The 21,851-nt window shown below is 61.9% G+C and carries 20 protein-coding genes; 8 read left to right on the top strand and 12 right to left on the bottom strand.

The features are described 5' to 3' along the window. Positions 1–963 carry a glycosyltransferase gene (locus H0O21_RS04150; protein WP_185190491.1) on the top strand — a complete coding sequence of 321 codons (963 nt, stop codon included), beginning with the start codon at positions 1–3 and terminating at the stop codon, positions 961–963. Next, entirely contained in the window at positions 960–2,555 is a 1,596-nt protein-coding gene (locus H0O21_RS04145) for a glycosyltransferase (protein ID WP_185190490.1), read from the top strand. The genes H0O21_RS04150 and H0O21_RS04145 overlap by 4 nt, the downstream gene beginning before the upstream one ends. On the opposite strand, the gene H0O21_RS04140 is transcribed toward H0O21_RS04145, so the two are convergent. From H0O21_RS04140 to H0O21_RS04120, 5 genes are read right to left on the bottom strand one after another with little or no spacing between them, the layout of a single operon-like run. After that, positions 2,528–3,658: a glycosyltransferase gene (locus tag H0O21_RS04140; RefSeq protein ID WP_185190489.1), complete on the bottom strand. Its 1,131-nt coding sequence runs from the start codon at positions 3,656–3,658 to the stop codon at positions 2,528–2,530. The two genes, H0O21_RS04145 and H0O21_RS04140, sit on opposite strands and share 28 nt — an antisense overlap. Continuing rightward, positions 3,658–4,461 carry an ABC transporter permease gene (locus H0O21_RS04135; protein WP_185190488.1) on the bottom strand — a complete coding sequence of 268 codons (804 nt, stop codon included), beginning with the start codon at positions 4,459–4,461 and terminating at the stop codon, positions 3,658–3,660. Before H0O21_RS04135 ends, H0O21_RS04140 begins: the two co-directional genes overlap by 1 nt. After that, a complete protein-coding gene (locus tag H0O21_RS04130) occupies positions 4,461–5,246 on the bottom strand; it encodes an ABC transporter ATP-binding protein (protein WP_185190487.1) in 786 nt (261 codons plus the stop codon). The genes H0O21_RS04135 and H0O21_RS04130 overlap by 1 nt, the downstream gene beginning before the upstream one ends. Further along, a complete protein-coding gene (locus H0O21_RS04125) occupies positions 5,233–6,363 on the bottom strand; it encodes a glycosyltransferase family 4 protein (protein WP_255441125.1) in 1,131 nt (376 codons plus the stop codon). Before H0O21_RS04125 ends, H0O21_RS04130 begins: the two co-directional genes overlap by 14 nt. After that, positions 6,360–8,873, bottom strand: coding sequence for a glycosyltransferase (locus H0O21_RS04120; RefSeq protein ID WP_185190486.1), 2,514 nt, complete (start codon positions 8,871–8,873; stop codon positions 6,360–6,362). Before H0O21_RS04120 ends, H0O21_RS04125 begins: the two co-directional genes overlap by 4 nt. Before the next feature lie 21 nt (positions 8,874–8,894). On the opposite strand from H0O21_RS04120, the gene pseC reads away from it, so the two are divergent. Together pseC and H0O21_RS04110 are read left to right on the top strand one after the other, a co-directional pair. Continuing rightward, complete coding sequence (gene pseC / locus H0O21_RS04115; RefSeq protein WP_255441124.1) at positions 8,895–10,088, top strand: UDP-4-amino-4,6-dideoxy-N-acetyl-beta-L-altrosamine transaminase; 1,194 nt, start codon at positions 8,895–8,897, stop codon at positions 10,086–10,088. After that, on the top strand, positions 10,085–10,834 hold the full coding sequence (locus tag H0O21_RS04110; RefSeq protein WP_185190484.1) for a sulfotransferase domain-containing protein: 750 nt from the start codon (positions 10,085–10,087) through the stop codon (positions 10,832–10,834). The genes pseC and H0O21_RS04110 overlap by 4 nt, the downstream gene beginning before the upstream one ends. Here the strand turns inward: H0O21_RS04110 and H0O21_RS04105 are convergent. Next, a complete protein-coding gene (locus H0O21_RS04105; RefSeq protein WP_185190483.1) occupies positions 10,764–11,669 on the bottom strand; it encodes a hypothetical protein in 906 nt (301 codons plus the stop codon). The genes H0O21_RS04110 and H0O21_RS04105 overlap by 71 nt on opposite strands. Before the next feature lie 83 nt (positions 11,670–11,752). Between H0O21_RS04105 and H0O21_RS04100 the strand changes: the two genes are divergently transcribed. From H0O21_RS04100 to H0O21_RS04090, 3 genes are read left to right on the top strand one after another with little or no spacing between them, the layout of a single operon-like run. Beyond that, the gene (locus tag H0O21_RS04100; RefSeq protein ID WP_185190482.1) at positions 11,753–12,823 is read left to right on the top strand and encodes an HlyD family secretion protein; all 1,071 of its coding nucleotides are present in this window, start codon (positions 11,753–11,755) and stop codon (positions 12,821–12,823) included. Further along, entirely contained in the window at positions 12,820–13,608 is a 789-nt protein-coding gene (locus tag H0O21_RS04095) for a hypothetical protein (protein ID WP_185190481.1), read from the top strand. Before H0O21_RS04100 ends, H0O21_RS04095 begins: the two co-directional genes overlap by 4 nt. Next, positions 13,605–16,598, top strand: a complete 2,994-nt coding sequence (locus tag H0O21_RS04090; RefSeq protein ID WP_185190480.1) for an ABC transporter transmembrane domain-containing protein — start codon at positions 13,605–13,607, stop codon at positions 16,596–16,598. The genes H0O21_RS04095 and H0O21_RS04090 overlap by 4 nt, the downstream gene beginning before the upstream one ends. Here the strand turns inward: H0O21_RS04090 and H0O21_RS04085 are convergent. Then, a complete protein-coding gene (locus H0O21_RS04085; protein ID WP_370523081.1) occupies positions 16,583–17,875 on the bottom strand; it encodes a glycosyltransferase family 4 protein in 1,293 nt (430 codons plus the stop codon). The two genes, H0O21_RS04090 and H0O21_RS04085, sit on opposite strands and share 16 nt — an antisense overlap. A gap of 20 nt (positions 17,876–17,895) precedes the next feature. Here H0O21_RS04085 and H0O21_RS04080 point away from each other — a divergent pair, with 20 nt between their 5' ends. Then, positions 17,896–19,125, top strand: a complete 1,230-nt coding sequence (locus H0O21_RS04080) for a glycosyltransferase (RefSeq protein WP_185190479.1) — start codon at positions 17,896–17,898, stop codon at positions 19,123–19,125. Here the strand turns inward: H0O21_RS04080 and pseI are convergent. The 5 genes from pseI to H0O21_RS04055 are packed head-to-tail and all read right to left on the bottom strand — an operon-like array spanning position 19,113 to position 21,772. After that, a complete protein-coding gene (pseI, locus tag H0O21_RS04075; RefSeq protein ID WP_255441123.1) occupies positions 19,113–20,198 on the bottom strand; it encodes a pseudaminic acid synthase in 1,086 nt (361 codons plus the stop codon). The two genes, H0O21_RS04080 and pseI, sit on opposite strands and share 13 nt — an antisense overlap. Next, entirely contained in the window at positions 20,179–20,622 is a 444-nt protein-coding gene (locus H0O21_RS04070) for a GNAT family N-acetyltransferase (RefSeq protein ID WP_185190478.1), read from the bottom strand. The genes pseI and H0O21_RS04070 overlap by 20 nt, the downstream gene beginning before the upstream one ends. Further along, positions 20,622–21,017 carry a hypothetical protein gene (locus H0O21_RS04065; protein WP_185190477.1) on the bottom strand — a complete coding sequence of 132 codons (396 nt, stop codon included), beginning with the start codon at positions 21,015–21,017 and terminating at the stop codon, positions 20,622–20,624. Before H0O21_RS04065 ends, H0O21_RS04070 begins: the two co-directional genes overlap by 1 nt. Next, a complete protein-coding gene (locus H0O21_RS04060; RefSeq protein WP_185190476.1) occupies positions 21,018–21,344 on the bottom strand; it encodes a hypothetical protein in 327 nt (108 codons plus the stop codon). After that, positions 21,341–21,772 carry a hypothetical protein gene (locus tag H0O21_RS04055; RefSeq protein ID WP_221625468.1) on the bottom strand — a complete coding sequence of 144 codons (432 nt, stop codon included), beginning with the start codon at positions 21,770–21,772 and terminating at the stop codon, positions 21,341–21,343. The genes H0O21_RS04060 and H0O21_RS04055 overlap by 4 nt, the downstream gene beginning before the upstream one ends. Positions 21,773–21,851 lie beyond the last annotated feature (79 nt).

The following is a 21,851-nucleotide window of genomic DNA, read 5'->3' as shown; positions in this document are numbered from 1 at the left end:
GTGGTTTCAAGGACAGCCTCGCTGCTGAACCGCCTCTGCAGCAGCTTGGACCGTGCCTGCAGCCTGTCGCCGCTGGACGTTGAGATTCTCTGCTCATGGAACGGAAGTGACGCCGAGGAAGCGCAGATCCGCAACAGCAGTCGCTTCGACTTTCACATCGCACAACGAGTTCCGTATCACTTCGCCGGCAACATGAATGGACTGGCCGAGCGCGCCGGTGGCGACGTGCTGATGCTGGCCAATGACGATCTGATTCTTGATCACGACTGCGTCGATGCAGCCCTCACAGTTCTCAATCAGAACGGAACAGTCGGATTGGTGGGAGCTGTTCTGCGCGATCAGCAAGGGCGGCTGACGCATGCAGGCATCAATTTCGACTCGAGGGGCTCTGCTTATCACCTGCTCGATCGCTTGATTCCCGCCGATCGCCCGGAGGTCACGCCCACAGGGCCGGTAGCAGCCGTCACCGGTGCACTGCAGTGGATCCGTCGGGATGACTTCGGGACGATCCGACTGAATGAGAATTACAAGGTGTGCGGGGAGGATGTAGAACTTTGTCTTGATGTGCAGCAGACCCTCGGCAAACAGGTGTGGCTGAGTGGAAGGTCGTGTGCCATTCATGAGTCGGAGAGCACCCGGAGTACCCAGGAAGGGCAGGGGGGGAACAGCGAAGACCTCACCCGCCTCAGGGCCCGAGTGCGGTCATTTCTCAACCAAGCCACACCGGCCCAGCTTCAACTCTTCCTGCAACAACAGCAATGGGAGTCGCATCAACTGCGCGAGATCGTGATCCATCAACTTCCCGAACTCCTGGCCAGGGTGCATGAACTGGAGCCCCTTCGTGCCGAAGTCGACCGACTACGCGATTTGGAGGAGGAATTGCGGGTTCGAGACCTGGTACTGATGGATCTTCGTGAAGAACGGCTTCGCCTCAAGCAAAGCAACGAGACGCTGTCGCGATGAGCACCACTCCAGCCACCCCCTCATCCCAGTCCCTGCATGGTCTTCGACTGGTCGTCACAGCGATTGATCTCGAGCAGAGCGAGCACCGCGGCATTGCCGTGTACAGCAAAGGCGTGCTCCGCGCCCTGAAACGGGCCGGAGCCGAGGTGTGGCTCCTCACCCAATTTGATCCGCCGATGAACGATCTGCGGTCGCGGCGCATTCCCAAAACCACGGCAGACACTGTGTTCTACGCCAGGGTGCTCGAAGGCTTGAATACCGGTCAACACTACCTGTCGCAGATGAGCCTGCGGCAGAGGCTCCTCCGGGCTTTGCCCATCGTGAAGCAATGGGTGTCACCTGTCCTGAGAGCCCGAGCCAAACTCAATACCCTCTTCCCTCAGCGCCGCTATCCCGGTCGATCTCTCAAATGCTTGCCCATTCGCGAGCTGTTCGACAACCCCTACCTGCAAACCGAGCGGCTCGACTATCTTCTGAATGTGGACGGGTTGATCTGCGCCGATGACATTTTCGTGAACAGCTTTCGCCTGGCTAATCAGAAACCGGGTGAAGTCCTGGAAATCGACTTGCAGGGATTCGACGGACTGATCACCACCTGTCCGCTCCACATCAGGCCCACGACATCAAAGATCTTCATCCAGACAGTGCACGACCTGATCCCACTCGAGTACGTGCAAACCAGTGACCATGTGGCTGGGTTCGCCCGACGCCTGCGCAGTTGCGCCTCTGCAGGACGGCTGTTTGTCTCCAGCGCCACACAGCGCAAATTTAATACTTCCATCTTGCCAACGGCCATGGAGGGAGCCGAACACCACAGCAGGGTACTGATCCAGTCACCCTCCCTTCAATTTCCAGGCGATGCGCTCGACTGGGAAGCGCAAATGCCGTCGCTGAAGATCAACGCAGAGGGCAAAGGACAGCTACAGACTTTAAAACCCGGTGGCTATCTCCTATTCAATTCATCGGTGGAACCGCGCAAGAACCTGCTCTTCGCGCTGAGGGCCTATGTGGAATCTGGCATCGAGCGGCATGGCATTCGCTTCTGCATCACCGGCATGCTCAAGCACGATGCTTACAGCGCTTCAGTGAGTCGCCTCGTGAGCGGTCACAACAGCATCCTGCTGACTGGCTACGTGGATGAAGCCACCAAACGGCATCTATATCTCAACGCATTGGCGCTGGTGAGCCCTTCGCTCGTGGAAGGTTTCGGCATTCCCGTGCTGGATGCGGCTTGCCTCGGCCTCACCGCCATTGCCAGCCCATCAGCGTCGCACCAGGAAATCCAGGCCTTGCATGATTTCGAGCAACACGTGCTTCTCTGCTCCACCCTGCAAACCAGTGACTGGGCCAGTGCCATGCGTCTGGTGACCCTCAAGCAAGAACAGCAGCAGGCAGCTCTCGACGAACAAGCCTCACGCCGACACCTCATTCGCATGCGCAGCGACAGGATTCTCCGCTATCGCCGCTACCAGCAGTTGATCGACCAGAGCTTCGACACCACCATTTGCGAACTCATACAAGCCGAATCGGGACCACCCCCACGGAGCCACACCCCCAGGCGTCTTCAGGTTGCGCCAAGAGCCATGAGCTGATCTCGGATCTGGGCAATCTGGGCCTCAACAGAGAGCGAACGAGCGAGGTCGAGCCCAGCTCTTGAGAGATGGCTCCAGAGGGCGCCATCGGTCCGCAGCTCTTGCACCTGGTCGGCGAAGCCCACGCCCTCGTCATCGGTGGGGAAGAACAGGGAGGAGCCCGCGTGGAACTCTCGGTGCACGGGGATGTCGCTGATCAGGGTGGGCAGGCCCTCCGCCTTCGCTTCCAGCACCGGGTAATCGAAGCCTTCTTCGCTGCTGGCGGAGATCAGCGCCAGGCTGGAGCGCAGGCAGGCCACCAACTGCTCCTGCGGCAGGGCCTCCAGCAGCTCCACCTGCTCGGGCCGAGGCAACTGGCGCTGCAATCGCCGCACCAGTGGAGTCTGGCGGCCGCCCCGACCGATGATGCGCAGCCGCCCCTGCCACTGGGGCCAGCGGCGCTGCAGCTGGGCGACGCCGCGGAACAGGGCGGGAAGATTCTTGTTCACATCGTGCCGCGCCAGAGCCAGCAGGTCGTCGCTGGCGGGGGCTGGGATCGGCGGGCGCTGTAGCTGAATGCCATTCGGAATCACACAGAGCTTGGCCGCCGGCACCCCGAAGGCCACGAGCTGATCGGCCACATAGCGGCTGATGGCGATGATCCGGGTAGCGGTGCGGCAATGGCGGGGCTGCCAGAAGCGGTAGCGCAACCAGGCCTTGCGGCTGTTGGAGGCCACCAGCGGTGTGAGGTCGTGGCAGGTGATCAGCTGGGGCACCTCAGGCCAGCAGAGCATGGCATCGAAAAAGGGCGAATAGATCAGTTCCGGCTCAGGCGTGGCCCCATCAGGCATGGCCAAGCCCTGCTGCTGCCAAAGGCTCTTCAAATCCAACCCATGCTGCACAAGGCTGTAGCGCTGTAGCCAACGCAGGCGATGGGAAGGCGCCCATGGCGGTGGCTCCGGCGACCAGTGCTCCGAAGGAACCAACACAGCCTCACCAGCAGCACTGAGCTGCAAGCGCAAACCCTCAAGGCCGGGCACGACTCGCTGCACGTAGCTGCCGAAACCGGAATGGCCAGGCAGCCAGGAGAGCAGGTTGATGAGACAGGGCACGCCGCCTGCCATCAGATCAGGAAGGGAATGTTGGCGCGCTCCTGGTTGAGACGTCGCACCGACAGCCAGAGGCCGAGACCATTCACCGCCAGCAGCACCAGGCCCACGCCCCACTGCAGTTCCCCAGTCATCAGGGTGTGGCGGATCGGGCTGAGCACCCGATAAAAAGGATTGAAATTAGCGATCCAAACCCCAGGGCCAAGACTTTCCTTGCGATACAGAATCGGCGACAGCAGAAACACCAACTGCATCGCAATCGGCACCAGCTGATACAGATCACGGAAACGGGCCCCGAGCAAACACACCAGCAAGGGGAACCAATAGAGAAACAAAAAGAGGTTCAACAAGGGCAGCCAGCCGCTCAACAGCAGATTCAGCAGCAGATCATGCTGGAAGTAGCTGAGGGCGATCACCACCATCAAAAACGACTGCACAAACGTCTGCAACTGAAAGGCCCACTCCTCCAGCGTGTAAAACACAGGATGAAGATTGGTGTTGTGCACATGGTTTTGATTGTGCTCAAACAGATTCGGCGCTTCCGTGACCGCCGCACTGATGCTGTTCCAGATCACCAAACCAAGACCAAGTAGCACCACATAGGCGTTGAAATCCTGCACCTTGAACACATAGCGATACACCGAGGCGAGCACGGCGATCGAAAACAGATTGGAGAGCCCGAGCCAGAAGCTGCCGAGGAAGGTGCGCACAAAGCGAGCCTGGGTGCGAGCTGTTGCGGTAAACCACCAGACGCGGCGCAAACGCCAGGCTTCCCTCAGGGTGGCCATCACGCTGGAGTGGGAACGCGACAGAGTCATCAGAGCTGGTGGTAGTGGGCAAGCGCCTGGTTGAGGGGCCCGTCAAACACGATCCGGCCCTCCTCAAACACCAGACCTCGACTGCAGAAGGTCTGCAACAGAGCATCGGAATGGGAGGCGAGCAACAGGGTGCCGGTGGTGGCCAGAAACTCATGCAAGCGTTGCTGGGCACGCTCATAGAAGCTGCTGTCGCCCGTGCCGAAGCCCTCATCCATCGCCAAACAATCGTGGCTGCAAGCGGTGAGCAAGGCAAACAGCAGGCGCGCCCCCATGCCCTGGCTGTAGGTCTTCACGGGGAGGCGCACAAAATCACCGAGGCCGGAGAACTCCACCACGTCGTCGCAGAAGGGCGTAAAACCACGCAGATTGCCATTCACCATCAAATAGTGGGCCTTGATCGCCTGCAGGCCACTGAGCTCCGGGCTGGTGATGAAACTCTTGTGAATCATCGGAAACACCGGCACCCGCGCCTCAAAAAGGCCGGCGGTGTGGCGATAGATGCCGGAGATCATGCGCAGGAACGTGGATTTGCCAGCGCCGTTGTGGCCAATCAGGGCGATCCGCTCCCCTTCGTGGATCGTGCAGGTCACCTCCTGCAGGGCCGTGACCACGGCGCCGCCGCGGCTGCGGCGCAACTTGCCACCGGTGACCGAGCGAATCAGGGCTGATTTGAGGCTGCGGGTCTCATTGGTAAACACCGGAATGTCGAGACGCACGTTCTCCAAGCGCAACACCACGGGCCGGGTGTTGGACGCTGCAGCCTCTGGCGGTTCAACCTGTTGCATCGGCAGCAGGATACAAGCGCTGCAGCTGGGGCTCCCAGATGCAGCGCGCAAACAGGCGCTGATAACGCTCCCGGGCCTGCACACTCAGGCGTGCGCGCAAGCCAGGCGACGCCGCCAGGCGCTGCAGCACAGCCGGCAACGCCTCTGGGGTCTGGGGCCAATCCAGATCGGGCAACTGGCCCACCCAGCCCATGCCGGACCGGGGCAACTGAAAAGCGAGGGCCGGAATGCCGGCGGCCATCGCTTCCAGCTGCACGATCCCAAAGGCCTCATGGCAGCGATCGGAGGGCAACACCAGCACCTCAGCCGCCGCAAGCTCGCGCTGCTTGGCAGCCTCAGGCAAGCGACCGTGAAACCGCACGCAGCCCCAGGCTGACGCCGCCACCAGCGCCTGGCTGAGGGCCTCCAGGGCCAAACGCTGAGGGCCATCGCCCACCACCGCCAGCTGCCAGGGGGTCTGGAGCGTGGCCAGGGCCTCGAGCAACCAATCCAGCCGTTTGTAACTGTCGAGGCGGCCGATGAAGATCAGGCGCAGGGGATCGCCTTGCCGAGGCGTCCGCGGCGGAAGCGCCAAGGCCAGGGCCTCCTGCGCAGCGCTGAGGCAGCAGGGCAGCACCTGCACCCGCTCAGGGCGACAGCCGCAGCGCACCAACTCCTGGGCCAGCAGCGGTGAGGTGGTGACCACCGCCGACAAGAGGGGAAGGCCCCAGAGGGCCAGGCGTTGATAGAGCTCAAAAAGAACCCCGTTCAGGCTGGGATCGGGATCGAGAAAGCTGTGCCAGTGGGCCGTCACGCGGCGGCGGCGGCGGAGCAGCCGAGCCAGCAGCAACACCAAAAGCACCCCAGGCGAGGGCAGATGGCCATGGAGCGGCTGGGGGTCGCGCAGCAGGCGCCACAGGGCCCGCGAGGGCAAGGGGAGCCGCAGCCGCCCAAGCGGAACGGTGCAGGCCAGGCGCTGGCGCCGGTAGGTGACCGGCAGGGCATCCTGTTGCCGCTGCGCCAACCCCTGAGCATCAAAGCTGTACACCGTGCCGCCCCAGACGCTGGCCAGCTCATGGGCGACCCGCTCGACGCCGCCATAACCGGGAGGCCATTCCCGCAGCAGCTGCAGGATCACGGTGTGGCCAGGGGGAGCTGTAACCAGGGGTGGCGCGCCTGCAGGGTGCGAGACAGCGCGCGCCAGGAGCGGTTGGTGGCGGTGTGGCTCATCGACTCGGCGTGGCTGCGATACACCGCAAGCAGCTGGGGGCACTGCACGCCGTAGAAGCCCGCTTCCACAAGCTTGCACCAGAAATCGAAGTCTTCCCAACCACCTTCGATGTGGGTGTAGCCGCCCACCCGTTCCCAGGCGGAGCGCCGCACCAGGGCCATGGCATCCACCACATTGCCGCCCAACAAACGTTGCCGTTGCCAGCTGGCTGTGCTGGCGAGCGTGCGTTGCTCATCGGGCCGGCCTGGCTCCGCCTCCACCGCCAACAGCGGATGTACCACCGCCAACGGCTCGGCCCCAGCCTCCGCCAGGGCCAGACACTGCGTCACCGCTGCAGGGAAGAGGGCATTGTCGGCATCGAGCACAAAACACCAGGGGGCCTGGGCCGCCGCAAAGGCGGTGTTACGCGCTGCAGCGAGGCCGGTGTTGCGCGTGTGGCGCAGCAACAGCAAGCGGGCGAAGGTCTGGTGCGGCCCATCCAGCTGCGCCTGCATCCAGGCCCGCACCGTCTCGACGCCCTGATCGGTGGAAGCGTCATCCACCACGATCAGCTCCAGATCGGCGGCGGTCTGGACGGCCACGCTGGCAAGGGCCGCTTCGATGCGATCGGCGTAGTTGAACAGACTCACCAGCACGGAGGCGCGGGGCACACGACTGCTGTGCCAGGCGAAGACGCTGTCGGTGGCGGGTGAGGGCCGATCCTCGGCGAGCGCTTGCAATGGCTCACCGCGATGGAGCGCCCGGAGTTCGGCAGGCGTGGCCTCCGCAGGCAACAACAAAGGGTCGGCCGCAGCGACCGCCAACCCCTGCCAATCGCTGGGCAAGGCCTGCACACCAGCAACCACCAGGCGCTCTGCCTCGAGCACGGCAGCCTGCAACCAGCCAGCACGGGCCAGACCGGCGGCAGGGCTCTCAATAATGAGCTCCGGCCAGCCTGGCCGGTAATCGATGCGAGGCCCCGCGCTCTGACCCCGCGGTTGGGACGCCTCCTGGGCGAGAGCACGATCCCAGATCGCACCCGCAGCCCCACACACCAGCAGGGCGCCCTTCTCCGACGGCGCCAGGCCGAGATGAGAGGCCCAGCAGGCGGGATCGTTAGCAGCCGGTTGCTGCAGCCACCCATTCACCGGTGCCTCCGGATCGAGCCACCAGGCCGGCAGCGCCAAGGCCCGGAGCAGCAGGACGCGGGCGGGATCCGGATCCCAGATCACTTGACGACTGCGGAGGTGCGCCAACCACTCAGCCGCACGGGCGGGCGGTGGCAGCTCAAGGTTGAGAGCCACCGACGCCAACAGCTCAACGGGGCCAGCGTCGGTGGCGACCGGGCGGGGGTCGGGTTCGAGGCGGAGTTGATGCAACAGACAACGAGCCGGATCGATACGGCGCTGCTCCAGCCCCAGCAGCGGCAAGCGCTGCAGACGGCAGTGAGGTTCCAGCGCCGTCCAGGCAGGCCCGCACACATTGAGCACCGGGTCTGGGCCCAGCGCGAAGCGTCGCCAACACCGGGGAGCGGGGAAATGGCGATGGCGCTCCAACCACGCCGGCCACTCGGCAGGGTGGGCTTCCAACCACGAGGGCAGCAACGGCGGCGGAGCCTGCCGGCGCAATCGACCCGGGGGTTCGGCGCTGGGCCAACGCTGTGTCACAGGGCGTCGCAGCAGGCGCGCATACAAACGGCGCAACGGCGGTGCCAACACCAGCTGCTGACCGGCCTCCAAGCTGCGGCGATGCTCGGGTCGGATCAGGGCAAGGGCATGGCGTTGCTGCTCGCCAGAAGGCTGCAGGCTGGGCAGCGCCGCGAGCAGATCCTGGAGCTGCTGGGCAGGCTGATCAAACCAGCGGGCGAAATCAACAACGGCCAGAGGCAACAGCGCCTCACGGGCGGTGTGGATCGCTTCCAGGTTGTGGCGCCACCAGAGCTGCTGAGCGCGATAGGCATCCATACCGGTGAGCGGACCATCACGGCGAACCAGAGACGCCACCACCTCGGCGGGATCTCGCACGGCCAGCACGATCTGAAGCGGGATCTCCAGCTCACGGCAGAGCGCAAGCCAAAGAGGCAGAAGGCGGCTGCAGCGCGGATCCTTAATCGCCCAGGGCCCCTCTTGAGCAGCCACCTCGGCGGCGAGGAGACCATGCAGCCTGGCGCGGGCATCGAGCGTGGCCGGATGCTCCAGCCAACCCGCAGGCAACGCCAGGGTGCCCTGGGCCGAAGGCCACCAGCGCTCCAGATCGATCAGAAGCCGCTCCTGAGTGGCCACCACCTGATCCCACTCGAAATACCCCTCGGGGTTGTGGTCATCGCCAGCGATAGTCTCGCCCGGCAAAGCGACACCCAGACGCTGCAGCACACCACCCAGCAAGGAGGTGCCGCTGCGATGCATGCCTACCACCAGCAGCAAAGGAGGCCGAGTCACCAGACGTCACTGAGAGGATGGGTGGACGCTAAACCGCTCGCCGTTGTGACCCCAGCCTTTCTTCCCTACGGCCGTCAAACGATCAGCGAAGCAGACATCGCTGCGGTGGACGCAGTTCTGCGGAGTCCTTTCCTGACCCAGGGCCCAGCGGTGCCGGCCTTTGAGCAGGGGTTGGCTCACGCCGTAGGCGCCAGCGCTGTGGTGGCGGTGAACAGCGCCACCAGCGCGCTCCATCTCGCCTGTTTGGCTCTGGGGTTAGGCCCGGGTGGACTGCTCTGGACCACGCCAATCACCTTTGTGGCCTCGGCGAATTGCGGAAGGTATTGCGGCGCTGATGTGGAGTTCGTGGACATCGATGGCGACACAGGCCTGATCTGCCTGCAAGCACTCGAATGCAAACTCAGCAACGCTGCCGCAGCGGGGCGGCTTCCGGATCTGATCGTGCCGGTGCATCTGGCTGGAACCAGCTGCGCGATGGCCGACCTTGCTGCGCTGGTGCGCCCATACGGGGTCAAAATCCTGGAGGACGCCAGCCACGCCATCGGTGGGCATTATCGACAAGAGGCAGTCGGCAGCTGTCGTTTCAGTGATGCGGCGGTGTTCAGTTTTCACCCGGTGAAGATCATCACCAGCGGTGAAGGTGGGGCGGTGTGTTGCAACGACCCGGAGCTGGCCGAACGCATGCGTCAGCTGCGGAGCCATGGCATCACCAAAGATCCGGAGCGGTTCGTTCAGGAGGCTGCCGGGCCCTGGAGCTACGAGCAACAGATGCTCGGCTTTAACTACCGCATGACCGACTTACAGGCCGCGCTTGGGATGAGTCAACTGCAACGGCTGGGCTCGGTGGTGACAGAACGCAACCGCCTTCATCGCCTCTATGAGGACAGGCTGGAGACACTTCCGGTGCAACTGTTGGCGATTCCAGACGATTGCCTATCCGCCCTGCATCTGGCCGTGATCCAACTGGACGATGATGACGCCCAGCGTCATCGCAAGGTCTTTGAAGGGATGCGAGCGGCAGGCATCGGCGTTCAACTGCACTACAGCCCTGTTCACCTGCAGCCCTATTACCAACAGCTGGGCTTCAATGCCGGCGACTTCCCGGCGGCCGAGGCCTATGGACGCTCAGCGATCAGCCTGCCTCTGTATCCAGGCCTGAGCGAGTTGGATCTGGAGCGTGTGGTCACCACCCTGGAATCCGTGCTCAAACGATGAGCTGCTGGCGTCGTCGAGCGAAGCCATTGCCCCATTTCCTGGTGATCGGCACGCAAAAAGGGGGCACCACAAGTCTTCAACGCCTGCTCGAGCAGCATCCGGGGGTGTTTCTGCCGGCGTGCAAAGAGGTGCACTACTTCAGCCTGCACAGCGATCAACCGCCCGCCTGGTATGCCGATCACTTCCAACAGGCCCGTTGGTGGCAGCGACGTGGAGAAATCACGCCCTACTACCTCTTCCACCCCGAAGCGCCGTCGCGGATCCAAGCACTCCTCCCCCGCGTGCGCCTGATTGCCCTGCTGCGAGATCCGGCAGAGCGGGCCTTGTCGCAGGTGTTCCATGCCAGGCGCCATGGTTTTGAACCCCTGGAGCCGGCAGAAGCCCTGGCCGCAGAAACGGAGCGTCTGGCGAGCGGCAGCGCCTACAGCCAGCAAAAGCACAGCTATGTGGCCCGCAGCCGCTATCTGGAACAACTGGATCGCTATGAAGCCCTGTTCCCAAAACGGCGGATGCTGATCCTGAAAAGCGAAGACCTGTTTGATCACACGGCGATGGTGTGGGATCGGATTCAACGCTTTCTCAAACTGCGGCGGCGCCCCCTACCGATGCCACTACCCCGGGCGAATGCAGGGCGAGGAGAAGCACAAGCGGTGGAACCAGCGTTGCGGCAACAGCTCAGACACGAGCTCGCCGCCACCGCTTCAGGCGTGAAAGAACGCTACGGAATCGACTGGGGCTGGTCTTAGGGCTCGTGGTGCCAGCCACAGCAGTGCCTCGCACCCGCAACAGCAAAGGCACGGTGAGGGTGGCGGGGTGACTGATGCCGTGCTCCCAGAGACCGTCCTCGCCCCAGCAGTCGCCATGGTCGGCACAGATCAGGGTGGTGCCCTGCCTGAACCGCGCCATCAGGGGGGCCAGCTGCTGATCGACCCACTCCAGGCAAGCCCGCTGCCGTTGAGCGCTGAGGGCAGCGCTGCAGCCCTCGCCGCCGAAAGGCACACAGGGGCTGGGCCAACGCTCCCAGCTGGCGCCCTCATGCCAGTAAGGCACATGGGTTTCGCCCACATTCAAAAATACAAACACCGGCTGATCCGGCGGAGTGGCCTCCAGCTCCGCCTCAATCCAGGCCAGCTGAGACCTCAGGCTCCAGGTATTCCCGGCGAAATGGAAACGCTCGAAGGGTGCACCGAGCACAGCACCCGTGTCGGAGGCAGGGTCAAACCAATCGACCGCACCACTGCCGATGGCGCGGTAACCCTGAGCTCGAAACCCTTCGATCAGGTTGGCCCCCTGCAGCTGGAAACTCTGCTTGCCATCGCTTCCGCCGTGGCCGGCATAGGCCATCCGAAACAGCTTGCCGGCCTTGGGGTTGAGCCAGGGCTCAGCGCTCCCCACCACTCCGGGGGTGAAGCCCATCCAGAACGCGGCATGGCTGCCATAGGTGAAATAACTGGGGGCCATGGCCCGATGCAAGGGGCCCACAGCGGCGCAATGGGGCAGCAATCCGGCTCGATGGGCTGCGGCAAAAGTGTCGTAACGACAGGAGTCGAGGCTGATGAAGAGAACATCGCGAGCGGTCATGGAGTGGCTCCTGGCGACGACCGGTAGGCTATGCCGATGACTTTCGGCCCGGGTTCTTGAGTACACGGCAGAAGCGGCGCTTCATGCTCCTGCCGCAGGAACACACGGTGATGGTGCGGCAGACCTCCAAATGGGGGCAAATCTTCCTGCTCTCGCTCGTGGGCCTGGGGGCAACCGCATTCGCCACCGCCTGGTTCTACCGAATCGACGAGGTGATCACCGTGCAGGGGCGGCTGGTGCCGCAGCGCGGTGGCGTCGAGGTGAAAAGCCCGGTGAATGGCCAACTCGCCCAGGTGTTGGTGAACAACGGTGAGCAGGTGCGGGAAGGACAGCTTCTGCTGCGCTTCGACGTGAAAAGCGCCAAAGCTGAAGAAGAAACGCTGAGCCAGCAACTGGCTCTGGAACGTGAGCGACTTGAAGACCAATTACGGAGCAACGCCCAGCGCCAGGAAACCCTGGAACGGAACATCGCGCTGACGGAGCGCATTCTTAACAAGCTCAGGCCCCTGGAACAGGGTGGAGCTATCAGCGAAGTGCAGATCCTGCAGCAGAGCAACCAGCTGGAAACCCAACGCGATGAGCTGATCCAGCTGCAAACCCAGCGCGAAGAACTGATCAACGACAGCAACACGCGGCGGGCCGAATTACAGGGAAAGCTGAATCAACTTCGGAGCCAGTTGCGCAATGAGCGCGTGAAAGCACCGATCAGTGGCACGGTGTTTGACCTGAAGCCAGACAACGATCGCTATGTGACCACGAATGCGGAGCCGCTGCTCAAAATCGTGCCTAAGGGGAATTTAGGAGGAGAGGTGAACGTGGGCAATCAAGACATTGGCTTCATCAAGCCAGGCCAGTCGGTGAAGGTGAGAGTGGATTCCTTCCCTTACACGGAATACGGCGAAATCAATGGAAAGATCACGCGAATCGGAGCTGATGCCCTCCCGCCTGATGAACTGATCCGGCAATACCACTTCCCTGTGGACCTGAGCCTGGAGCGATCGCAGCTCAAAACTCGCGAAGGCGGCGTGATTCCCCTGCAGGCCGGTATGACCATCACCACCAACCTTAAGCTTCGCGATCGACGCCTGATCGAACTGCTCAGTGATTTGTTCACCAATCGGGGTGAAAGCCTCAAACGCCTGCGTCAGCCATGAATGAACGCAGTGCCGCCATTGCCATGACATCGACAACCCCAGCTGTGCCGCACACAGAATCAGGGCTGGTGATTGCAGACCAGCATCTCAATACCGAGGAACTGATCGACCTGATGCGCCGCCAGGGTGCGATCCCTCGGTTGGCGCAGGAATGGCTCCTGGATCAGGTGCTGGCAGAAACACCGCTCTCCAGCGAAGAACAATCTGATCTGCTTCGTGACTACAGGCTGAGCAATGGCCTGGAGAGTGACGAGGCCTTCCTCGACCACTTGCAGAAACGCCATATCAATGAAGCCTTGCTGATCAAGATGATCAGCCGACCGCATCAAGTGGTGCGTTACCGAGAAGAACGCTGGGGGCCCCGGGCTCAAAGCCTGTATCTGCAGCACAAAGATCAGTTCGACACCGTGACCTATCAACGGCTAGAAGCCGCTGATGCCGACGTGATGCAGGAGATCTATTTCCGGCTCAAAGATGGGGAGGAAAGCTGGGACAGCCTGGCGCGTCAATTTCCCGGGGCTGGCCCTGACGCCACCGCCTTGCGTGGGCCGGTGCCGGTCGCGGAGTTGGAAGCCCCCGTCTTGGAGGTGCTGAGACACTGCGAGCCGGGCAAAGTGGCTCGACCGATCCAGATCGGCAGCCTTGTGGTTGTGGTTTCCCTGGTCGGCTTCCAGCCGAGCAGTTTCAACGATGAACTGCGGACGGTGCTGTTGCGCCAGGCCTTCGAATCCTGGTTGCAAGAGGAATGCAGCAGGATGCTCGAGCGCATCACCTTTCCCACATGACCGTGCCCGTTGCCGAACTGGATCGTCAGGCAGCCCTGCGCACCGTGCGGGAATTGTCTGATGCATCAGATCAGAGCCTCAGGGCGCTTGCCGAAGCCTCGGAGGTGATCGACCTCCGCCAGGGGCAAACGCTTCTACGGGCGGGATCTCTGGAAAGCCACGGCTTTGTGGTGCTCGAAGGCGCCCTGCGACTTCTGGCCAAGGAACCCTTCGGGCCAGATCTGTTCAGTGTGGGGCGGGCGGAAGCCGGCTCCTTGCTCGGTGTGGTGGGTCTGCTGCGTCAGGCCCCATGCGAAGGCGCGATCGCCCGCCGACCCAGCCGCGTGCTGGGTTTCCCACTGAAAGTTCTGCTCGAACTCATCCGCCGCGATCAAGGGCTGCGTGAGGGGCTTGATCGCCATTGGAGCCGCTGCGAGGGCGCAGCTGTTCTGACGTGCCATCTCCAACGGCTGTCGCACCCACCCGATGACGCCTGTGGTTGGATCCTCCAACAACTGGACAGCAGCTCGCCCAGCTCTGACCCATCCGAACCACGTAGCGGCCATACAAGCCAGACCTTGCTGAGTACTTGCCTCCCGGGCCATGAGGATCTGGTGGGCTGCTCACTGGGCCCTGAACAACAGCAACAGCTGAGAAGCGCCAGCAACCTGGACCTGCGTTTCTGGACGTGGAGACCCTGTGATGCCAAGCCGCAGACCTCGGCTGGGGTTCACCCAACACCTGATCCTCAGAGTGCTGGGAGCGATGACAGCCATCCGCTCCGTGATGACCAACGCTGGCAACCCGGCCAGGTATTGGATCTGAGTGACCTGGGCCTTCGGGAAGCGAAAAACCAAGCCGATCTCCAAGGGTTCAAACCGATCCAAGGCAAAGGCCCCGTAGGCGCGAACCTGGCAACACTGCGCATGTTGGCTCGGGCCTACGACACGCCATGCCCCGTCGATGTGATCGAACGGGTGCTCGAAGGATCAGCGGAACGGAGCGGCAGCGTACCCATTCACACGATCGGCCAACTGGCGGAGTCGATGGGTCTGCAAACCCAGGTGGGCAGTGTGAAGTTCGAGCAACTGCATCGTCTTGAGCTGCCGGTTCTGGTGGGTTGGCAAGGCCATTTCGCCCTTCTGGCCGAGGTCGGCAAAGGGCAGGTGATGCTGGCGGATCCGGAAAAGGGCTGGATCAAACGGCCCATGGCGGAGGCCAAAGCCAGCTGGGGCGAAATGGTGCAGGTGGTGCTGGTGAAACGCTTAGCCGACACGCCCAAACGGCAGTTCGGCTGGGGCTGGTTCGCTCCGGTGATCCAACGATTCCAATGGCCCCTGATCCAGGTGTTGCTGGCATCGCTCTTCATCCAGTTGTTCCAGCTCGCCAACCCGCTTCTGCTGCAGCAGATCATCGACAAGGTGATCAACCAGAGCAATCTCTCTGCTCTGCAGGTGCTCGGTGCGGCACTTGTGGCGGCCGCCCTGTTCCAGGGGCTGCTCACGGCGGTGCGCACCTGGCTGCTCATCGACACCACCGACCGAATGGATTTGCTGCTGGGCAGCCAGGTGATCGACAAGCTGTTGCGCTTGCCACTGCGTTTCTTCGAGAAACGACCGGTGGGCGAACTCTCGCAGCGCCTCAGTGAACTGGGCAACCTGCGGGGCTTTCTGACGGGCACAGCCATCACCAGTGCTCTGGATCTGCTGTTCGCCACGATTTACATCCTGATCATGCTGATGTACAGCCCCTTGCTCACGGCGGTCGCCCTGGGCACGGTGCCGCTGTATGTGGTGCTGATCCTGTTCATTGCCCCGGTGTATCGGCGACTGATTCGCCACCAGGCCCAATATGCAGCACGCACCCAGAGCCATCTGATTGAAACCCTGGGCGGCATCCAAACGGTGAAAGCTCAGCATTTCGAGCTCAACTCACGCTGGCGCTGGCAAGAGCGTTACTCAGGCCAGATCGCTGAAGGCTTCAAAAGTGTTGTGCTGGGCAGTAGTGCCAGTGAAGTCGGCAACTTCCTCAACCAACTGAGCTCCCTGCTGATCATCTGGGTGGGTGTGTATCAAGTGGTGAATGGTGAATTAAGCCTGGGCCAACTGATCGCTTTCCGGATCATCGCCGGCTACGTCACGGGTCCAATCCTTCGTCTTTCCAGTCTGTGGCAGGGCTTCCAGCAGGTGGGAATCTCGATGGAGCGACTGGCCGACATTGTTGATCAGGTGCCTGAAGCTGGAGACCGTGATGAAGGTCAGATTTCACTGCCTCCGATTCAAGGTGATGTGAACTTTGAAGCGCTGCGCTTCCGCTTCAACACACAAGGCCCCTATCAGATCGACGGAGTCGAGCTATCCGTACCAGCGGGAAGCTTCGTGGGCATCGTGGGCCAGAGCGGCAGTGGCAAAAGCACGCTGATGAAATTGCTACCGCGCCTCTATGAACCCAATGAAGGGCGCATCCTGATCGATGGCTATGACATCAGCAAAGTGAATCTCAGCAGTGTGCGTCAGCAGATCGGCATCGTGCCGCAAGATTGTTTGCTGTTTGAAGGCACTATTCGCGACAACATCTGCATGAATCTGCCTGAAGCAGACACGGAAACGGTGATTCGCGTGGCTCGGGCGGCAGCGGCCCACGATTTCATCATGGAACTGCCAGATGGTTATGGCACGCAGCTGGGCGAGAGGGGTGCGGGCCTGAGCGGTGGCCAGCGCCAGCGGATCGCCATCGCCAGAACCCTGCTTCAGAATCCAAATCTGCTCGTGCTTGATGAGGCCACCAGCGCACTCGATTACGACACTGAAGCCACGGTCTGCCGCAATCTCCAGGATCAGTTGCGAGGAAAAACGGTGTTTTTCATCACCCACCGCCTGAGTACCGTACGCCGTGCCGATCGCATTGTGTTGATGCATCAAGGCAAGATCAGCGAACAGGGCACACACGCCGACCTGATGGAGCTGGGTGGGCGATACGCCACCCTCTACGCCCATCAGGGCGACGCCTGAAGCACACGGTCTGCCACCAGCTGCATCAATTGAAGATGTCTGGGCACACAACGCTCCAGGCTGTAGTTGGTGAGAACGGTCTGGCGTGCCGCCGCGCCGAGCGCCGCGGCATGGTCTGGCTTCGTGAGCATCTCGGCCACGGCTTCAGCCAACTGCTGAGATGAGAAAAAATCAACCAACAGCCCGTTGTGGCCATCACGGATCACCTCCTGCACTGGGGGCGTCGCTGAACCCACCACTGGCAAACCGATGCTCATCGCCTCCAACAGACTCCAGCTCAACACAAAGGGATAGGTGAGATACACATGACAGGCACTGCGCTGCAAGAGCTTGAGGAAAGTGCCATAGGGCAGGTTGCCCGTGAAATGCACCCGTGACGCGTCGTACTGACCGCGAATCTGAGCCAGGGCAAGATCACGCCAGGTCCCAGTCGGCGGTGCCTTGCCGTATGAGACACCTTCATGACCACCGACGACGATGATGCGAGCTTCAGGGCAAGCGCGCTGAATCAGCGGAATCGCACGAATGAACGTGAGGCAACCGCGATAGGGCTCAATGCGGCGGTTCACAAAGGTGATGAGGGGATCACCACGACGGAGTTCGGTGCCGTCGTCGAGCTGGAGCGGAGCCGAGGTTGCGTCGGGTGCGGCAAGCCGGGTATCAACGCCGTCATGGATCACGCTGATACGGCTATGGAAGTGGGCCGGAAAACTGCTGCGCTGAAAGGCGGTGGGGGTGACGTTCCAGCTGCTCGACTCCAGCATGAGCAGTGGATTCGCATTCTTCATGCGCAGATTGGCGCAAGCCTGCCATTCCAGTGGCCCTTGCAACTCGGGATCGAAGTCGTAATCGAAGCCTCGCGCGTTGTAATAAAACTCCTGATAGCTGAGCAGGGGAGCCTCGGGCCAGACATCGCGCAAGAACAGGGCCTCGCCCCAACCTGGATGGGCACAGATCAGGTCTGGGATGAACCCCTCCTGGTGCAGTTGATGGGCCGCCTTGGCGCAGGCCTCGGCACGAATCACCTTGGTTTCAGTTTCCGCAGCCCAGGGATGCACATCCTGTGCAGTGCCACGCGTCAAGGGATAGCGGCCATAACGGACTCCCTCAGGGATGGGTTCCTGGAGTGCCTCAATACCCAGACCCACCAGCTGATGGTTGGCCTGAGAGGCCAGGGCCCGGATCACATGCCGGTACTGACCAGGAAAGCTTTGGTGCACGAAGAGGATCCGCATGCGCTCACGCCACTGCAGAAGATCCTGGCAGGGGAGAATCAAGCCCTACCGGCAGCACCGCCTTGGACATCGTTTTCATCCACGGCAATTACCCCGCCCAGTTCCGCCACCTCGCCGCAGCGCTGGGTCAAAGCGGGCAACACCGGGTGATTTTTCTGACGGCACGCGACGATGCCAACACACAACCGATCCCTGGGGTCACGATTCGGCAGTTCCAGCTGCACCGAAGCCCGAATGCCGGCACCCACCACTACCTGGTGGCCACAGAAGAAGCCGTGCTCAAAGGCCAAGCGGTGCTGCGAAGCCTCAATGCCCTGATGGAGGAGGGATTGAACCCGAGGCTGGTGATCAGCCATGGCGGCATGGGGCTGGGTTTGTTTGTGAAAGACCTGCTCCCACAAGCCATTCACATTGGCCTGTTCGAGTGGTATTTCCAGCCACAAACCACCCGCTGGTTACTTGCAGAGTTCGGATTGAACGAACAACTGCAAACGCGCATGCGCAATCTCCCGATCCTGGATGAACTCAACAGCTGCGACATTGGCGTGGTGCCCACACAGTGGCAAAAGCAGCAATTTCCAGCATGCACCCAACAGAAACTACGCGTGGTGTTTGATGGCATTGACGCCGGATTCTTTCATCCTGATCCCGACATCGATCATCGCTCTATTCGCCTGGAGGGGGAAGAGCTGCCATCACCCCTCACACTGGATCCAGACACACCACTACTGAGCTATGCAACGCGGGGCATGGAACCGTTACGAGGCTTTCCGGAATTTCTCCGCACCGCTGCTGCTGCACTCCAGGCCATCCCCAAGCTGCATGTGGTGATCGCTGGGCGAGATCGCCGGGCCTACAGCTATGACGCCCCGAGCCACGGAGGAAGCTGGAAAGATCGGCTGCTGGATGAGCTCGGTGAATTTTCAGGTCGTGAGCGATTGCACTTCACCGGCCTCATGCCATACGTGCAGTATCGATCACTGCTGCAGCGCAGCAACCTCCATTGCTATTTCACTCGCCCGTATGTAACGAGTTGGAGCTTGTTTGAAGCTGCGGCCAGCGGCGCCCGCCTTTGCGTCAACCAAACCGAAGCCACTCAAGGCGTGGTGCAGGATCCTGAGCATGTGCTGTGGGTCGATCTCGACGACCAAACAACTCTCACCGCCCGAGTGATCGAGGCGCTGGAAGGTCCGCCTCGGCCAAGATGCACCATGGCAGCAGAACACAGGCTCGATGCCAGCCTGCACTCTTGGCAACAGTTAGTGAATGCAGCGCTCACTCAGAGCAACTGATCAAAAGTGAGGGGCGTGCCCTTTTGGTAGGCCTGGCGTGCCGGCCTTCCCAGCACATGGCGGTACAGGGACGGAGGTGCGCCATTCCCAGGACGAACTATGCGGAGATTGTCTTCTGTGAACAGATCCCCAGCGGCCATATCCGCCGCCACGTAGATCGACCGGCGGAACACCAGACTTTTTTTCTCTGCCTCAGTGGGGCCGTAGCGCACACCGCCAAGAGCCTGCCAGGCGCGCTCTGTTTCCTGGACCAATGCAGCCAGCTCCTGAGGTTCCAGTGAGAAGGCGCTGTCGACTCCCCCTTCCGCTCGCGAGAGGGTGAAATGCTTTTCGATCACGGTGGCGCCAAGCGCCACCGATGCCACGGCCACACCCACGCCCATCGTGTGATCAGACAGCCCCACCTCACAACCAAACAGCTCCCTTAGATGCGGAATGGTGCGGATGTTGGTGTTGGCCGGGGTGGCGGGGTAGGTGCTGGTGCACTTGAGCAGCACCAAATCCTGGCAACCGGCCCCACGCGCTGCCGCGACAGCTTGTTCAAGCTCTCCCAGCGTGGCCATCCCGGTGGAGATAATCAGAGGCTTGCCAGTGGCTGCCGCCTTTTCGATCAGGGGCAGGTGGTTGTTCTCAAAGCTGGCGATCTTGAAGGCCGGCACATCGAGCTCGAGCAGGAAGTCGACGGCCGTTTCATCAAAGGGCGAGCTGAAGCAGATCAAGCCGAGCTCACGGGCTCGCGCCATGATCGGGGCGTGCCACTCCCAGGGAGTGTGAGCCTGCTTGTAGAGATCATGCAGGTTCTGACCGGCCCAGAGAGAGTCGGCATCGTTGATTTCGAAATCCCCACCACGCACATCGAGGGTGATTGTGTCGGCGGTATAGGTCTGGAGCTTGATCGCATGGGCTCCTGCCCAGGCAGCGGCCTCCACGATCGCCAGGGCCCGCTCCAGGCTCTGGTTGTGGTTGCCGCTCATTTCGGCGATCACAAAGGGTGGATGCTCCGGCCCGATCGGTCGGCCGGCGATGTGAATGGTCATGGCGCGGTTGGGCTGATCAAAGCGCAGGGTGTGCATTGGGCTGTGGCAAGAGCACCAGCATGGCTGTGGAGCCATCATTCAAGTTTCCGCAGGGCTGGAAGCCCAGTGGCTCAAAGAACTCAGGAATGCGGGTGGTGAGACTCACCATGGCAGGAGTGCTGCCAGCGGTATCGACCAGCAGGCGTTGCACGAGGGCCTGCCCAACCCCCTGACCACGGGCTGCGGGTGCCACGGCCAGATTGTCGAGGTGGCCACCTTTGCTGTGGGGGCTGAGCATCACCATGCCCAGCAGCTCGCCGCTTGGGGATTGGGCAAGCCAGAGGCGTTGGCGGCGGTGACTGGCGGCTACCACCCGCTCGAACACATCGCGGGGTGGCCTAGGGAAACAGGCATCGAGAAGCAACTGCAGCTGCTGCCACGGGGCTGCTTCCAGGAGATGTTCGCGGAGCGTGAAGGCCATCAGCCCAAGCTCCGGCGTGACATGCCAAGGGCAATGAAGTCGAGCTGTTCATCGCGTGGAACTGTTTGAACGTCTTGGTGACGTCGCTCCTGAAGACTGGGAAAGAGGTCGATAAAAACAGCAAGATCTTGGGAATAATTTTGCGCTTCCTTGAGGCCGCAAGCTTTCTTGATTGTCTGATGGTTCAGCGCCCGGTACACGCGTGACCATGCGGGTGTTTTCTGGGCAGCACCACTTGTGCCAACCAAGCGGATTGCGGTTACTTCAGCCAATCCGTGGAACACGGCGTCATACGCCGTACTGATCGATCGCCGTAGATCGGCCTGGCGAGGCCGGCGTTGATGCACATGGGCCAACTGCCGTGCCGTTGCGATCAGATCACTGGAGAGAGCCACTCACCAATTCTCCGTGCCCAGGATGCGCTGATCGTCGTGGAAATCGTAACGAAGATGGGGATAACGGCGTTCGCCAATCGCCCAGAGCGCCCTCCTTAGGGAGATGGCACTGTCACTGAGCTGGCGTGGGTTGATACCGGGCTCGACAAGACGGAACTTGACGTGCACAAAGAGCACCGGGTCGCCGTCGTGATCGAGGCCCGGATTCACCAGCACGCCTGCAAGCCCCTGGCTGCTCAGGTGCTCCTTCAAGACATCGCGGATGGTCTGCTCCACCTCTGCAGACACGGGGTGGTCGAGATCGCGCTCGTCGGTGAAGGCCGTCATGGCGACGAAGGGCCAGGGGGCTGAGGAGATCCTAGAGGCGGTGCTTGGATCAGTAGCTCATAGCGCCGGCCCCGCAGCTCCATGAAAGCCGGGTAGCGCTGGTTGTCCACCACCCGCAGCACGTTCAGCTGCTCAGCCAGGGAACGCTGGGGATCCAGCTCGGAATCGGCCGGGCGGCGGCGGCGGTAGTGGCTGGCCTCACCCTGCTGGGGGCGAGCTTCATCGAGCACTTCGGCGCAGCGATCCAGCCACTCCAGGCAGAGGGCGATGGTCGCTTCCGCCTGCAGGGCTCGCCACTCGTCCACCAGCTCCGTTCCCTGCAGATCAATTGTGCGCTGAAGGCAAATCGGCCCGGCGTCCAGTGCTGCAGTGGCTTCAAACAAGGTCACCGGGATCGTGCTGGCACCTTCCAGGATCTGCCAGGTCATCGGGCTCCAGCCCTGCCCATGAGGCAGGGCACTCTCGTGCACCACCAGGTTGTGGCGGTGCAACGCAACTGCTCGGGGC

It is taken from the genome of Synechococcus sp. HK01-R (assembly GCF_014217855.1).
Taxonomy (GTDB): Bacteria; Cyanobacteriota; Cyanobacteriia; order PCC-6307; family Cyanobiaceae; genus Synechococcus_C.
This window is presented reverse-complemented; position numbering and strand designations above follow the sequence as displayed.